We start from the raw sequence: 14914 nt of genomic DNA, 5'->3' as shown, positions 1-14914 counted from the left end.
ACAACTAAAAAATAAAGTCAAACATCCTATTGTGCTTGACTTTACGTAGAAAAAGTCGTTCTCAAATCAAATGAACCAAAGCCGTATTTTGGAGCTGTACATAAAGTAATTACCACTAAAGCTAGTAAAAAATTTATCCCGACGCCTATTTCAACTACTAGCGTTTTAATCCAAAGGATAGAATTTTTACTTAAGGGAATATTTTTTAAGACCGATTTGTTCTTACGATCGTTAGGTACAATATCCGCTGCAAAAAAGATCACAATAATAATTAATATTAGAGCTGTCCAACCTGATATAGAATTTTGCAATATTTGTAAAGTAGTTCTTTCCTCGATAGTATTCCTAGTAAGTGGCTGTTTGCTTTTAACTAGAGCGTCATATAAATGGGCTGTTCTTTGATAACCAAAGTGCCCATCCTCCCTATAATTATTATTTTGGTAATACTGAACGGGATATAGAAATTGTTCATTCTCATCTACAAAAATCAAATGATCAACATCTTTATACCACCTGCTTGAGTAAATAGCATATTCTCTCCAATTGTTTGTCTTAATTCCATGAAGACGATGTTTATCAAATTTTAGAATAGCAGGATAAGTTTTTAGAGCATTAACATATCCTTCATTCGGCACCTCATGTGCATTTTTTGATTTCTGCATTTCATTTATTTTTGTTACTGCTTTTTTCAAGAATAAATTATATCGTTGGTATTCTCCCTTAATTGCATAAGGATCAACTTTTTCAATTATTTGCCGATTAGGTACGCTAACTAAGCCAAAATATAAAGAAAGAATAAAAGTTAAAACAAATAAACCAATATTTTTAGGATTAGTGAAAAAGCATTTTAGTTGAAAAATAAAATATTGTTTCTTCATTTTCATCCCTTCCTCTCCCCTAGATACTTAAATCCATAAATCAAAATCAATGACCAGATTAGAAGTACTAAGTAGCCAGTCAGAAAATTAACATTGGTTAAATGCAAATTACTTGCAAGGTCTCCATTAAATAGATTGGTTAAATCTAAATATGGCGATGGTAAAAATACAAGCCACTTCAAAATATCTTTTGGTAAAAATAATAAAGCGTAAATACTGCCTTCGATGAAGATAGTTAAATAAATGTTCTTAGTTATCTGATTTAAAAACATACTTAAACTTGTAACAAAAATAACTAATCCAGAAAGATATGCTAAAAAGACAAGGCAATAACTCCACAAGGGAATAGTAAGTGCATGAGTAAAATAAAAATTAACTGGATAGTTTAAAGTAACAAAATTATGTTTTATACCAGCAAATACATAAGCTCCAATTATAGAGAGTAATACTGATGAGAAAACTAAGATAAAGTTAATACCAATCTTTCCAATTATCTCGTCTTTAAAGAAATAAGGAATATTTTTTAAGACTGATTGATGCTTCAAGTTAATAATCCAGCTATCAGCCGAGATGAAAGAAATATAAAAGAAGATAATAGTACCTAAAAATGATAAAACATAAATTAAATATGTTGCTGAACTTTCATTATTCATTACAATCGGAATCTTATGCTTAATTAAATAATTAATCCGATTCAATTCCTTGCTAATAAAAAATTGCGATGGCACATTTAATGTATTAGCTCCAGCATAGTGGTTCGTATAGCCTGCTTGCATAGTAGTTAGCAAATTGCGATAGCTGTTTAAATATTGCACAGGATCGGTAAATACTTGACTATTTTGTAAACTAGCTAATTCCTGAGCTTGTTTATTTAAATTGTCATAGGTATTCTTATAAGTAGATTTTTTTAGCATTTCACTGTCAAAATAATTAGCATTCGCCTGCAAGGATTCGCTATAAGTTTCCCAGCTTTTTGTTCCATCTCCTATTTTTTGATTTTCGACTATAAATAAAGAAAAGGTTGAAAATAGGATAAGAATAACAATAAGAAGTTGGTTTTTCTTTGATTTTAAGACAATTAACAAGTTGGATTTAAGATATGTTAGATTCATTGGTACAACTTCCTTAAAATTTGTTTTAGTATAATATTAGCACGAAATAACAAAAGTATTAATAAATAAAATTAATATTTCATATTCTTTTTTATCTTTTCATATTATTTTTAGCTCAATCAGACCAATCAGACAATTATCGATCAACAAAAAAGCCCGTGTAAAACATGGGCTTTTATTTACTGATAAATCTCTCAATAAGCTTTCAGTTATCCTACTCAAAGGATAATTCTAGTCTATTAAAATATAGATGAATTAATATATCGCTAATATCGTAAATACTATAAACAAAGATTTTTAATTATTATTATCATTTGAACCAAAAATAGTTAAAAACTGCAAAAACAAGTTAACAAAGTCTAGATATAACTGAAGTGCTCCCACAATCGCTAATCCATTAGTAGGAAGTTCACCACCAAATTGTAAATAGATGTTCTTCATTCTTTGTGCATCCCAAGCAGTCAAAATAGTAAAGATAATAACTGCAATAAATGAGAAGATGTAATTAGCTGCTGAACTCTTTAAAAACATGTTGATTAACATAGCGACAATTAATCCAATTAATGCGGCCGAAGCATATGAGCCCCACCTACTCAAATCTTTTTTAGTAACCGTACCTATAATGGCCATTACAACAAAGACCGTTGCAGATGCAACAAAAGCAGAAGCAATATCTTGCCCGGTATATGTGCCTGCAATAAAAGCAAAAGTTACTCCATAAACAATCGCTGTAATCATCAATAAAATAAAACTTGCTACTGGATTTCTCGTAGCTTGAAAATTAATTGCAAATGTTAGAACAATCGGAATTAATAATAAAAGCCACATCGTCCATGGATGATGAACCATTAATGACATCATCTGACTAGCAAAGACCGTCATTGTTAGATAGGCACTAAGAGCCGAAACAAAGACGGCAAGTGCCATATAGCCATAAATCTTACTCAAAAAGCTGTTTAAACCAGCTTCATCAACTAAGTGACGACGCTCGGGTTCTTGGTCGAAATTATACATATCAAATCCTCCATTCTACCTATATTCTTCCACTTTTAATGTATCACTTAGTAAACATGAATAGAAATATGAGCTATTATTTTATGCACAAAAAAAGCAATCGACAGCAAGACTGCTGAAGATCACTTTTTTATAACATTTTATGTTTTTTCATTCGTTCTTCGAAAATATCATTTACTATTTTTGTCATTTTTTCTTTTTCTTCTGCACTAGCTTCTTCTTCAAAAGCTTTATATAAATTAGGATGCTCCTTAGCAATTAATTTACAAGTACCTTCAGTTGCGTGTTTACGAAACATTTTAGGTATTTTATTTAAATATTCTGGCTTAACTAGTGCGATAATTTTTTCATTTGTGGTCATGATACTCACTCTTTCCCTTATTGTCTCTCAAGCATATGATAATAATTAGTTTCAAAAATTTTCTTATCATATAAATCTGAAATATCTAGATTTTCAATTGCATTAGATACAATCTTATTAGCTCCGGATGGCATTACTGCAAACGGAGCATCAGTTCCAAATAAGACATGATTAATACCAAAGTAGTCTATCGTTAATTGCAAAGCTGGCGTATTACCCAAAATAGCTGTGTCAACATAAAAATTCTTAAACATCTCAGCATGTTCTGGATCTAAAATGTGATTAATTCTACCACTAAAGAATGGAACCATCGCTCCTGCATGGTGAACTAAAATTTTCAAGTTAGGTGCTTTTTTAAAGATATCATTTTGTACTAATTGTAGCATCGCCTGCGATAATTCATATTCCCAAGAAAATACGAGATTATTATCTGGCTTTCTATTATCAAAAACAGGATGTAACCATAAAGGAAGATGCAGTTCAGCAGCTTTCAATAGAATTGGTTCAAATTCAGGATCAGCAATACTTTTACCTAAATGCCGGGTAAAAATCTGTGCACCAACTAAGTTTTTATCGGCCTTAATCTTTTCTAAGATTTTGAGCGAAGCAGGAACGTTATTTAGCGCTAGCATCCCTACTCCCGCTTCAAAGTAATCAGGATAAGAAGCTACAATAGTAGACAGTTCCTGATTTGCCTCTTGTGCAATTTGACTAGCCTTTTCGCCATCTACAAAGTCTTCTGGATTAATATTAGCAAATGAAATTACTTGCTTAGTATTTTTATCCGGCCAATTAGTTATTCTTTGATTTAAATCAACTAGAGTTTCTATCTTTATAAAAGGATATTTTTGTGGAATTGTAGCATCAATTTTTAACATGGTCTGATAAAAATCAGGCGTTAAAATATGTGCAAATGCGTCTATTTTCATTATATTACCTTCTTTTCTCTTTCACCTTCATTTTAGCATAATTATTGAAATAACCTATTCTCCATATTCCTTACCATAAATATATTTATGAAGTTCCAAATATTGTTGTTCTAGCTTTTTTTCATTAACATTATCTTTTGTAAAGTAATATCTTTTACCTTTAAGACCTTTCGGCATGTAATTTTGTTTTGCAATTTGAAATGGTGTTTTACTACATAGGCTAAATATTTAAGATAACTCTGATAATTTGCTATATTTAAGATAATAAAAAGAAAGAGAGGATATAACATATGAAAATTACTTTCAAAGGTAAAGAAGTTAAATTAATAGGTACTCCACCAACAGTTGGTGAAGAAATGCCAAACTTTACAGTACTAAATAAAAACAATCAAGAATTCACTAAGTTTGATTTGTTAGGTAAATATAGTTTAATTAGTGTAGTACCAGATATTAATACTCCTGTTTGCAGCATTCAAACCAAAACTTTTAATAAAACAATGGATAAATTTCCAGAAATTAACTTTCTGACTATTTCAACTAATACGGTTGAAGACCAGCAAGCTTGGTGTGCTGCCGAAGATGTTAAAAATATGCAATTGATGTCTGATAAAAATTTGTCATTTGGTAAGGCAACTGGATTATTAATTCCTGAATCCGGTATTCTTGCTCGTTCTGTTTGGGTCCTTGATCCCAATGGGAAAATTCTATACCGTGAATTAGTTGATGAAATTACACATGAGCCAAACTATGATGCAGTATTAAACGAATTAAAACAATTGCATTAATGTTTATCAAAATTAGTTTATAAAAGAAGTGCTTACCAGATTTTTTCAAATCTTAACGATAAACACTTCTTTTTTCTTGATTAAATTTTAATATAAAAGCGCTAAGGAACTACGATGGATGATTAAGGAGGATTAGATATGTCGTTAACAGTCAACCTTTACTATACTGGTAAAAATGGAAGCGCGCGTAAATTCGCTGAAGAAATGAAAAGCAGCGGTGTAGCCGACCGTATTAGGAAAGAACCAGGAAATAAAAAATATGAATATTTCATTCCATTAGATGATCCTGAAACTATTCTTCTAATTGATAGCTGGAAAAACCAAGAATCTCTTGATGCCCACCATGCTTCACCAATGATGCAAGAATTAGCCGACCTACGTAAAAAGTATGATCTTCATATGCGTGTAGAACGTTATATTTCTGACGAGAATGGTATTCCAAGCAGTGATCAAAAATTTATTCGAAAATAATAGATTTTTAACCAAATTCAAAAGACTAACAAAAAGGCGTATGTCTAACATCTAAAAAGATATTGGCTTACGCCTTTTTCTCTATATAAACTTCTAAAAATGTACTATTGTTGAACTTACTATTAGTAACATAGGAACTAGAGTCAGACTTTAGGACAATCATTAAAGCGTTAGATTCACCATAGTTCGCATCTTCCCATGGCATATAAATATTTTTAGTTTTTCCAGATTTAAAAATCAAATCTACATCAACTAAATCATGAAACTTAGAAATCCGGTCAGCTAAATTATATTCTTCCCAAGTTTCAATGGTATTTACCCTATCCCAGTCAGCAATCATAGTAAACCCATCACATTCAAGGCCTGTTTTAAGGACATCACTATCTTCTTCTTCATGGTTCCAGCGATGGCTTAAGTTAGTATATACATTTTTAAAATTAAAATAAGGAATATACTCAATTGGAATTTGCTCAGATTCACAATTTTCAAAATTAAATTGAATTGCTTTTAACTTTTCCATACTATGCTTCCATCCTCTCAAACTTTACTGAATTGCCACTTTATTATACAAAATTATTCAGCAATTTTAACTAAAGGATGAAAAATATATAGGCCCCAATATAATACTTTTTAGCTCCTTTCTTCAATTAATTTTACAGGAATATAAAAATGGAAGTAGCTTATTTTAAGTTAGCTACTTCCATTTTTATTAACTATCTATTTTATTTAATTTAAATTGATCGACATAATCTGCTAAATACTTTACCGTCAAGCTTTGCGGATCTTTAATTAATTCTAATGGTCTACCTTTAGCCACTAACTTTCCTCCATTTTCACCACCACGTGGTCCTAAATCAAGCATGTAGTCAGTATTAACGATTAAGTTAAGGTCATGCGTAATAGTAATAATTGTTGCGCCCTGATCAAGAAGTTTTTGCATTACATGAACTAATACTTTTACATCTAAGGGGTGCAGACCAATAGTAGGTTCATCAAAAACAAATAAGGTATCGTCTTGTCTCTGACTTAAGTGTGTTACTAATTTTAATCTCTGCGCTTCCCCACCCGACAAAGTTGGTGTACTTTCTCCTAAGTGCAAATAATCAAGACCTACTTCTTTCAATAAAAGTAGATCACGTTCAATTTTTGGAATCTCTTTAAAAATTGGAATAGCTTCGTTTATATCCAGGTTAAGAACATCCACAATCGAAAGACCATGCCATTTAACTGCTTGAATTTTTTGATTATATCGATCTCCATGGCAAGTAGGACAGGTTTGCTGCATATCAGGCAAAAACTGAATATCTAAAGTAACGCTTCCCGTACCACCACAAATTGGACAAGCTCCTTCTTTATTATTATAAGAAAAGTAACTGGGAGTATAGTGCTTTTCTTTAGACAAAAGTTGCTGAGCAAAGAGCTTACGCAAATTATCCATAATTGAAGTATAAGTTGCGACTGTTGAACGTGTACTCTTTCCAATTGGAGAAGCATCAACACTTACAACATGATGTATCGGAGAATTAAATTCTTTAACTTGCTTTGGTAAAGGCTCTCCCTTATCTTGGGCCTTAATTGCTGGAACAATAGAATCTAAAATCAAACTAGTCTTACCTGCTCCTGAAAAGCCAGTTACAGCAGTAATTTGATTTACAGGAATGCCTGCTTTAATATCATGTAAATTAAAATAGTGATCTACTTCGAAAGTAACTTGCTCAGAATTAACTTTATCGCTAACTTTACGAGCCATTAAATCAGCTTTGCCATCTAAATAAGGTGCAATTAAAGATTGAGGATCTTTTTCAATTTCTAAAGGAGTGCCTTGATCCAAAATTTCTCCTCCAGCTTCACCAGAACCAGGACCAATTTCAATAATTTCATCAGCTGCTTTTATAATATCAACGTTATGATCAACGACCACAAGAGAATTACCTTGTGCAACTAATTTTCGCAATACTTTAATTAATCCATCAACATTAGCGGGATGCAATCCAATTGAAGGTTCATCTAAAACGTATAAAACTCCGGTAGTTTCTGTACGTAAAGTTCTAGCAAGTTGGATTCTTTGTAATTCACCGGTAGACAAGGTATTGCCAGCTCGTGTCATTGTTAAATAATCTAATCCTAAATCCAGTAATGGCTGCAAATTATTAATAAATTCATTGAGTAAGGCTTTAGCCATGGAATGCATATTTTCTGGTAGACTAGCAAGAACTTCTTTACTCCATTTAGGCAAATCGCCTAATTGCATATGTTGAACTTGATCGATATTTTTTCCATTAACTAACTGATTAAGTAATTCTGGACGAAGACGCGTTCCATGACAAACCGGACAAGTTGAATAAGTAAAAAATTCTGCAAGACGTTTCTGTGCTCGTTCACTTTTACTACTTTCAGCTGATTTTAAAACAGCTTGATGCGCATTTTCATATAAGGCATTAAAATTATGAAAAACTCGACCGGTTCCTGACAATAAATCCATCTTGTACTTCTTTTCAGGACCATTTAAAACAAAGTCTTTCTCTTTCTCAGTTAAATCCTTATAAGGAATGTCAATTCTAACGCCCGCATGTTCAGCCACATTTGGCATAAAGTTCCTTCCTGGTAAATTCCAAGAAGCTACAGCACCGTCTCTAATCGAAAGATTGGGATTGGCAATTAACTTACTTTCGTCTAATTGGCGTACTTTGCCAGTTCCACCGCAACGCTCACAAGCTCCATCAGAATTAAAAGAAAAATCTTCCGCACTTGGAACGTAAAACTTCACACCACAAGTTGGACAAGTGACCTGCCCCATTTCATCTCCAGACTTTGACATTGCTTCTGCAATATCTAAACTTGGGGCAACTCGGTGTCCATTAGGACAGATGGGTGAACCTAATCTTGAAAAAATTAGTCGTAAAACATTATATGTTTCAGTAGTTGTTCCAACAGTCGCTCGTTCATTAGGAATACTTGGTCTCTGGCGCAGGGCTAAAGCAGATGGAATATGTTTTACACTAGTTACATCCGCTTGCGCACCTTGCTTAATCCGTCGACGCATATAGGTAGATAGAGCGTCCAAGTACCGCCGCGACCCTTCTTCATATAAAATTCCCATTGCCAGGGATGACTTTCCTGACCCCGAAAGTCCTGAAATAGCTACAAACTTATGAAGTGGGATATCTACATTAATATTCTTTAAGTTATGAACACGCCCACCACGAACTTCAATCTTTTTGGGACTGCCATCTTATTTCCTTCTTCATCATTTCTATAATTTAGATAATCTGTACCTATATATTATAAGAAACTTTTGTTTTCATGTATATTTTATGTGTATTTTTTTCTTTTACAATATAGAATTATTCGTTCTCTCTAACAACTTCTTCCGAACTGGAAAAAAGTTATAAAAAGTTATAAAATTAAGTGAAAGTTATAAAAAGTTATAAAAAGAGGTGTAACTAAATGGAAAATCCTTTTAATCCTAGTTTTGGAAAAATGCCCAGTGTTTTCTTAAATCGTGACTCATTAACTCAACGTATAGTTAATGAATTAAATAGAGTGGGCTCGCCTTTTCAAACCTCCCTTCTTTACGGACAACGTGGTTCGGGAAAAACAACATTGATGACAGAAGTTTCTAACTTAATAAGTAAAGATAAAAATTGGTTAGTAATCAATTTAGTTCTAGATGATGATCTCTTAATCTCCCTAATAAATCAATTACAACGACATCTTCTTAACTTGAAGATTATAAAAAACATCGACCTAAAGATGAACTTCTTTGGACTTGATATGAGTGCTAGTTTCCATCAACAGACTGAATCTAATTTTCAATTGTTATTCCAAGATGCCTTAGAGAAACTAACGAAAAAAGGGGTTCATGTTTTAATTAACATTGACGAAGTACATTTAACCCCATTATTAAAAAAGTTTGCTAGTTGTTATCAAATTATGATTCGAAACAATCTTAATGTTTCTTTACTTATGGCAGGTTTACCAGAAAATGTTTCAGAAATCCAAAATGATGATGTTCTTACCTTTTTATTGCGTGCCAATAGAATTGTTTTGAATCCTTTAGACATTGAAAGTATAAAAAATAGTTATCAACACATTTTTAATAAAGCTGGCTATACATTTTCTACTGAAACTCTTTTATATATGACTAAACAAACTCAAGGATTTGCTTATGCTTTTCAATTATTGGGCTATCATTTGTGGGAAGAAATCATTCACTCCTCCAATAAGACAATTTCTACATCTGATATAAACAACATCTTAGACATTTATATCAGTGAATTAAATAGAAATGTTTACTTCAAAGTTTATAGTGATATGTCTGAACGTGAAAAAGAATTCGTACAAGCTATGGTTAAATCCAAGCAGCACAAGGTTAAAAGTCAGATTATTGGTAATCTTATGGAAAAAGGACCGAATTACATTGCTGTCTATCGCCGAAAATTAATTGATGATCAAATTATTAAGCCAAATGGTTACGGCTATGTTAGTTTTTTATTGCCCTACTTCGATAAATTCGTTGAACAAGAGATGATTTTAGATGAATTTTAAAATTAATCTAGAACTTTTTAGTTTCTCTCTTTCTTATCCCTCATGATTTAATTAAATATAAATAAAATGAGCAATAGCTTTCCTACAGTTCATATAGAAACTATTACTCATTTTATTTTACATTCATATCTAAGCTTGCTTTAGTGCTTTATATACTTCAGTCGCAAAAGATAAAATCCTATCAACATTAATGCACTTATGCAAAACAATTCTAGAATCACCTAAAAAGTATAATGAAGTATAAAATTGTGTCGCAAAGTATAATGAAGTATAATGAAGTATAAAATCATGCCGCAAAGTATAATGAAGTATAATGAGGTTTTAAAATGTACAGTGAAAATCCATTTGATGCGGAATTCGGCGGAATTCCTGAACTATATCTTGATTTTAATAATGATGCTGTCAAATATGCTAAAAGAGCACACCGTTACAAAAAACATCCCACTTACTCACTTTTTATTACTGGTGTTCGTGGTTCAGGTAAAACAGTTTTTATGAACAAAGTTGGCAAAGAACTTAATAAATACGATGATACAATCGTGGTAACTCTTCATAATACTGAAGATTTATTCCGTATAATGTACATTAAGCTAGCTCCAATGCTTAATAAATTAAAAAAGTGGTCTTCGTCTGTTTCAATTAGCTTACCATTCGTTTCTATAAATTTTGCTGAAGCAAATGAAAAACATGATGAAATCTACTATAAAACTGAAATCACTAAAATTTTAAAATTATTGAAACAAGCTAACATGCGAGTCGTATTTTGTATTGATGAAGTTTCTAATACACCAGCAATTCAAAAATTAGCTGAAGAATTTAATAATTGGAGCTTAAGTGAACTGCAAGTTTCTGTTATCATGACTGGATTGTTGAAGGAAGTGACGGAACTTTCTAGTTCGCATAATTTAACTTTTTTAGTACGCGCTGATAGGTTTCACGTTAATAAATTGCAAAAATTATCAGTTGCTCAAGCGTATATTAAAGTATTTGACATTACAAGTGACCAAGCTGAAGAAATGGCTGAGATGACACAAGGTTATGCTTATGCTTTTCAATTAATTGGCGATTTGATGTATGAAGAGCTATCTACTGGTAAAAATTTTGAAGAATCCTGGAATTATACTAAGTTAGCTTTTAAAGATACGCTTTTCAATCAAGCGTATGATGTCATCTCACATGAATTAACAGAAATTGATTTTCAATTTCTCTACGAGATGTCAAAAAATAATAATATTAGTGCAATTATTGAAAAAATGGGTAAAAGCAAGCAATACGTAAATATGTATCGTACTAAGCTAATTAAATATGATTTAATCAAAACAATCATTCGCGGTAAATTAGGATTCACCCTACCTTTATTTAGGGAATTTATCCAAGCAAAATATGATGAATTAAATTGGGGATAAAAAAAATGAAATGATCAAATCATGTCCAGTATTGTTTTGTAATTATTTACTTTTTAAAATAAAATTCGTTTTAACCTAAATAATAAATAAACTAAAACGGGTGGAGCCAATCAACTTCACCCGTTTTACTTTGTCAAAATTTACTACTAAATTAATTTTAAACTAACTTTTAATTTTCAAATTTAATGGCCTGATCCTTAAATAATTCATAGGTAATCAAATCAGAAGTATCCAAATTTTCATTATTCATATCCACAGCATTAATTTGGTTATTATCGTAAGTAGTAAAATATAAAATTCCCTTATCCAAATTCATACAGTCTGAATACATGGTAAATTCAAATACATTATCTTCAACTTCATCGGTACCCTTTGCTTGTTCAACTGAATGTAAAATATGGAAGAAATTAGTTACATTTTCAACTTCATCATTACCTTTTGGTGAATGAGCTAATACAAAAGATGCCTTAATAAAGCGAGAATTTGAATCTGTTCCGCCTGGTAAATGATGGGTTCCTAATCCACGACTATACAGATTAATATCTGCATTAGGTACAAGTGTATTTTTAGGTTGAGCTGGAGAAACCGAAGCAAAGTTAGCCAAGGTTTCAACTTGAGCTGGAAAGACAGGATTATTTGTTAAAGTATTAACTGGGTTGTCATAAACGTGTAAACCAGTTTCTGTTGATTCAATAACTATACTCTTACCACTTTTATCACCCATTAACCAATGAAGAGTAGTAACTGGTAAATCTTTAGAGAAACTGTCATCAGTAATATTAGTTTCAGACAATAATTTCTTTACATCTTCAATAGTTTCACAACTGCTTAGTAAATATGGGATCAGTTCAAAAGAAGTAACATTCTTTTTGCTTTCATCTACAGCAAAATATTTACCAGGACCAGTGAAATTTAATCCGGCTATTCCTAATCCTTTTTCATTGATAGCATCACAATACAATGGATAGTCATTGGCAACTACTGAAACACCGATCATTGCATAATGAGTATCTTGTGTTGGTAAATGACGATAATTAAGTTGATAATTTCTAGGAGTAATTACCACTTTCTGACCATAGGCAATTTCATAATCTAAATTTCTACCAAAATAATTATCTTTTGGACTATATAAAATTGATGTACACATCTTAATTCCCTTCTCTTCTCAAAAATCTTTTCACCTTCTATTGTAGTCTTAAAATGTAATAAATTCCCTTAACTTGTTTTGGATGCAACTTTAAATGAAAAAATTAGAACATGAATTAGGTCATGCAATTGGCTTACAACATACTAATAGCGCTTCTGTAATGTATCCGGCAGGATCCTATTATTCTATTCAAGAGCAAGATATTAATGCCGCTAGAGATTTATACAAATCTGCATATGCAGCATAAAAAGAGTTTCGTAAACAAGTCTTAATTTGATTTAAAACATAACTCTTTAGAAAGTAAAAGCACTGATATATCAACGTTTATTTAACGATGATTATCAATGCTTTATTTTAATGTTTTTCCCTGGATACTTTTATTATTTTTGACACTTAAAGAACCAGCGTGTTGCCTTTTTATCTTTCATTTCTAAACTGAAGTCAGATCCAACTTCAATTGAGTTAAAACCAGCATGTTTCAACAATTCTTTAATGGTGTCTAAATCATATGCTCTTTCATAGTGAGTTTCCGATAAACGATTATATTCGCCATTAGGTAAACGATTAAAGAATGTTAAATCATGAATTACTCCATGTTCGACATCATCATTAGCATAACTCTGCCACATAAATGCTCGGCTATGATCATCATCTTGATAATTGTACATATAGCCTGGATAAATGTCATCAGTTTGATGAGGTGTAATTACATCGAAAAGAAATATACCATCGTCTTTTAACTGATTGGCTACCTCAGAAAATACTTGAAACAAGTCGGCTTCGTCATCAAGATAACAGAAAGAGTCCGCATAGCAAGTAATTACATCGAATTTTTCAAGGCCAGTTAAATTGCGCATATCAGCTTGAACCAACTGTAAAGAAACATTATTTTCAGCACTATGTTGATCTGCTAAACTAAGCATTTCATCTGAAAAATCAGCTACCGTGACATTTATACCATCTTTAGCAAGTAAAACAGCTAATCGTCCACTCCCACCAGCTAGGTCGAGTAGCTTACCATTCTTTTTATTAATATTAGCTAAGGTGAATTTCTCCCAGCTCTTATACATATCTGAATCAAACAACTGATCATATAATTGGGCAAAAGTTTGATAAATCATTTTTATTAATCCGATCTATTTAAATTATTATTCTCTTAATATTAACCCAATTATTAAAGATATTAAAACTATTTCTTCTTTCGCATATCCCAACCTGTGCAGCTCATTAATAAAATAATTAACATAATGATTATATAAGCGAAAACTACTGCATTTCTTTTTGGCATTATATTAAAGGAAACAAAAGTAGCGGATAAATTACACAAATTCATGAAAATCAAAATAATTGCACTGCCCCACCCTGGAATTGACTAAATCTTTCTATTCTTAAACTGTCCCATCATTCTCTTATCATCTGTCATAATCAAAAGCAGTACAATTGAAAATGGTACTGCAAATGCTAGAAAAACTTGAGAATTTTCCAAAAGCATATTCAGGGCAAAATGTTGCTGAGAAATTGAATCTTTTGCCGTCATCAGTACCCATATAATAACTGGAATCACGAATAATAATCTAGTAAATAGTCATCTTGCCATAGTGGCATCTTTAAGTGAATAAATCCTTCCATTACTACCTGTCCAGTTAGAGTCTCAGTAATTGTTGAATTTTGACCAGATGCAAGAAGTGTAACTGCAAATAAGACTGATAAAATTCCAGTCTTCGCTACTGAAATCAAAATTGGATTGCTTAACATAGTAGTATTGCTTAGAGCATCATACAAACCAAAGAAAGAACTATCTTTGACTGCACCACTTTTAAAAACAGCAGCTCCCATAATTAATAAAAGTATATTAACAAAAAAGGCAATAATTAATTGAATATTTGAATCCCACGTAGTAAACCGAACTGCATTTTGAACATCTGCCAGATCATCATAGTTAATTTTCCTAGTTTGGCAAATAGATGAATGCAAATAAAAATTGTGGGGCATAACAGTTGCACCAATTATTCCTAAACTCCCTGTTAGAGAGGATAATCCATTAACTACGGGATGCTGAGCTACTAATTCTGAACTTGGAAAAGCAGACAAAAAAATATTTTCTAGTTAGGATTAGCTAACATGACTTGATAAGTAAAAAGGCTGCATACTTTTTCCTGTTGATAAATATCTATGATATTCTATCGACAGGATTTTTTATTGCATAAAAAAGAGGCCATAGCCTCTCTTAACTTAAAATCCTTCTTCGACCAATTCAATTAAG

13 protein-coding genes and 3 pseudogenes are annotated in these 14914 nt (G+C 31.7%); 5 read left to right on the top strand and 11 right to left on the bottom strand.

The genetic code is table 11. The features are described from left to right. Nucleotides 1–41 precede the first annotated feature (41 nt). From Q9R40_RS09020 to Q9R40_RS08995, 6 genes and pseudogenes are all read right to left on the bottom strand, one after another. Nucleotides 42–878 carry a hypothetical protein gene (locus Q9R40_RS09020; protein ID WP_304677371.1) on the bottom strand — a complete coding sequence of 279 codons (837 nt, stop codon included), beginning with the start codon at nt 876–878 and terminating at the stop codon, nt 42–44. Between the two features lie 2 nt (nt 879–880). Beyond that, nucleotides 881–1990 (bottom strand): ABC transporter permease, encoded by a 1110-nt coding sequence (locus Q9R40_RS09015; RefSeq protein ID WP_300724150.1) that lies wholly within the window; start codon nt 1988–1990, stop codon nt 881–883. A 297-nt stretch (nt 1991–2287) separates the two neighbouring features. Continuing rightward, the gene (locus Q9R40_RS09010; protein WP_304677370.1) at nt 2288–3004 is read right to left on the bottom strand and encodes a Bax inhibitor-1/YccA family protein; all 717 of its coding nucleotides are present in this window, start codon (nt 3002–3004) and stop codon (nt 2288–2290) included. 130 nt (nt 3005–3134) lie between these two features. Further along, nucleotides 3135–3365 (bottom strand): hypothetical protein, encoded by a 231-nt coding sequence (locus tag Q9R40_RS09005; RefSeq protein ID WP_300594565.1) that lies wholly within the window; start codon nt 3363–3365, stop codon nt 3135–3137. A 17-nt stretch (nt 3366–3382) separates the two neighbouring features. Then, nucleotides 3383–4294: an amidohydrolase family protein gene (locus tag Q9R40_RS09000; protein WP_304677369.1), complete on the bottom strand. Its 912-nt coding sequence runs from the start codon at nt 4292–4294 to the stop codon at nt 3383–3385. 54 nt (nt 4295–4348) lie between these two features. Beyond that, a pseudogene (locus Q9R40_RS08995) lies at nt 4349–4498 on the bottom strand (replication-associated recombination protein A); the annotation flags it as partial. An 86-nt stretch (nt 4499–4584) separates the two neighbouring features. Here Q9R40_RS08995 and tpx point away from each other — a divergent pair. Together tpx and Q9R40_RS08985 are read left to right on the top strand one after the other, a co-directional pair. Further along, nucleotides 4585–5079 (top strand): thiol peroxidase, encoded by a 495-nt coding sequence (gene tpx, locus Q9R40_RS08990; RefSeq protein ID WP_053107411.1) that lies wholly within the window; start codon nt 4585–4587, stop codon nt 5077–5079. A gap of 138 nt (nt 5080–5217) precedes the next feature. Continuing rightward, complete coding sequence (locus tag Q9R40_RS08985) at nt 5218–5550, top strand: putative quinol monooxygenase (RefSeq protein WP_304677368.1); 333 nt, start codon at nt 5218–5220, stop codon at nt 5548–5550. A 67-nt stretch (nt 5551–5617) separates the two neighbouring features. Here Q9R40_RS08985 and Q9R40_RS08980 read toward each other — a convergent pair whose 3' ends face one another. Both Q9R40_RS08980 and Q9R40_RS08975 read right to left on the bottom strand, forming a co-directional pair. Next, nucleotides 5618–6070, bottom strand: coding sequence for a hypothetical protein (locus Q9R40_RS08980; RefSeq protein ID WP_053107409.1), 453 nt, complete (start codon nt 6068–6070; stop codon nt 5618–5620). A gap of 189 nt (nt 6071–6259) precedes the next feature. Next, entirely contained in the window at nt 6260–8764 is a 2505-nt protein-coding gene (locus Q9R40_RS08975) for an excinuclease ABC subunit UvrA (RefSeq protein WP_304677372.1), read from the bottom strand. Nucleotides 8765–8997: 233 nt separating this feature from the next. Here Q9R40_RS08975 and Q9R40_RS08970 point away from each other — a divergent pair, with 233 nt between their 5' ends. After that, a complete protein-coding gene (locus Q9R40_RS08970; protein ID WP_304677367.1) occupies nt 8998–10098 on the top strand; it encodes an ATP-binding protein in 1101 nt (366 codons plus the stop codon). A 326-nt stretch (nt 10099–10424) separates the two neighbouring features. Then, complete coding sequence (locus Q9R40_RS08965; RefSeq protein WP_304677366.1) at nt 10425–11504, top strand: ATP-binding protein; 1080 nt, start codon at nt 10425–10427, stop codon at nt 11502–11504. A gap of 169 nt (nt 11505–11673) precedes the next feature. Here the strand turns inward: Q9R40_RS08965 and bsh are convergent, their stop codons facing one another. After that, entirely contained in the window at nt 11674–12651 is a 978-nt protein-coding gene (bsh, locus tag Q9R40_RS08960) for a choloylglycine hydrolase (protein WP_304677365.1), read from the bottom strand. A gap of 106 nt (nt 12652–12757) precedes the next feature. Here bsh and Q9R40_RS08955 point away from each other — a divergent pair. Beyond that, nucleotides 12758–12898 (top strand): annotated as a pseudogene (locus Q9R40_RS08955) (matrixin family metalloprotease); the annotation flags it as partial. Nucleotides 12899–13031: 133 nt separating this feature from the next. Here Q9R40_RS08955 and Q9R40_RS08950 read toward each other — a convergent pair. Beyond that, nucleotides 13032–13772 (bottom strand): class I SAM-dependent methyltransferase, encoded by a 741-nt coding sequence (locus Q9R40_RS08950; RefSeq protein WP_304677364.1) that lies wholly within the window; start codon nt 13770–13772, stop codon nt 13032–13034. A gap of 68 nt (nt 13773–13840) precedes the next feature. Continuing rightward, nucleotides 13841–14792 (bottom strand): annotated as a pseudogene (locus Q9R40_RS08945) (divalent metal cation transporter); the annotation flags it as partial. Nucleotides 14793–14914 lie beyond the last annotated feature (122 nt).

Source organism: uncultured Lactobacillus sp. (assembly GCF_948948975.1).
Classification (GTDB): domain Bacteria; phylum Bacillota; class Bacilli; order Lactobacillales; family Lactobacillaceae; genus Lactobacillus.
This window is presented reverse-complemented; position numbering and strand designations above follow the sequence as displayed.

Excerpts from the sequence above, each read along its gene's own strand:
- Q9R40_RS09015 (WP_300724150.1), bottom strand. The coding sequence starts at position 1,990 with ATGAATCTAACATATCTTAAATCCAACTTGTTAATTGTCTTAAAATCA.
- Q9R40_RS08970 (WP_304677367.1), top strand. The coding sequence starts at position 8,998 with ATGGAAAATCCTTTTAATCCTAGTTTTGGAAAAATGCCCAGTGTTTTC.
- Q9R40_RS09020 (WP_304677371.1), bottom strand. The coding sequence starts at position 878 with ATGAAGAAACAATATTTTATTTTTCAACTAAAATGCTTTTTCACTAAT.
- Q9R40_RS09010 (WP_304677370.1), bottom strand. The coding sequence starts at position 3,004 with ATGTATAATTTCGACCAAGAACCCGAGCGTCGTCACTTAGTTGATGAA.
- Q9R40_RS08950 (WP_304677364.1), bottom strand. The coding sequence starts at position 13,772 with ATGATTTATCAAACTTTTGCCCAATTATATGATCAGTTGTTTGATTCA.
- Q9R40_RS08965 (WP_304677366.1), top strand. The coding sequence starts at position 10,425 with ATGTACAGTGAAAATCCATTTGATGCGGAATTCGGCGGAATTCCTGAA.
- Q9R40_RS08980 (WP_053107409.1), bottom strand. The coding sequence starts at position 6,070 with ATGGAAAAGTTAAAAGCAATTCAATTTAATTTTGAAAATTGTGAATCT.
- tpx (WP_053107411.1), top strand. The coding sequence starts at position 4,585 with ATGAAAATTACTTTCAAAGGTAAAGAAGTTAAATTAATAGGTACTCCA.
- Q9R40_RS09005 (WP_300594565.1), bottom strand. The coding sequence starts at position 3,365 with ATGACCACAAATGAAAAAATTATCGCACTAGTTAAGCCAGAATATTTA.
- Q9R40_RS09000 (WP_304677369.1), bottom strand. The coding sequence starts at position 4,294 with ATGAAAATAGACGCATTTGCACATATTTTAACGCCTGATTTTTATCAG.
- bsh (WP_304677365.1), bottom strand. The coding sequence starts at position 12,651 with ATGTGTACATCAATTTTATATAGTCCAAAAGATAATTATTTTGGTAGA.
- Q9R40_RS08985 (WP_304677368.1), top strand. The coding sequence starts at position 5,218 with ATGTCGTTAACAGTCAACCTTTACTATACTGGTAAAAATGGAAGCGCG.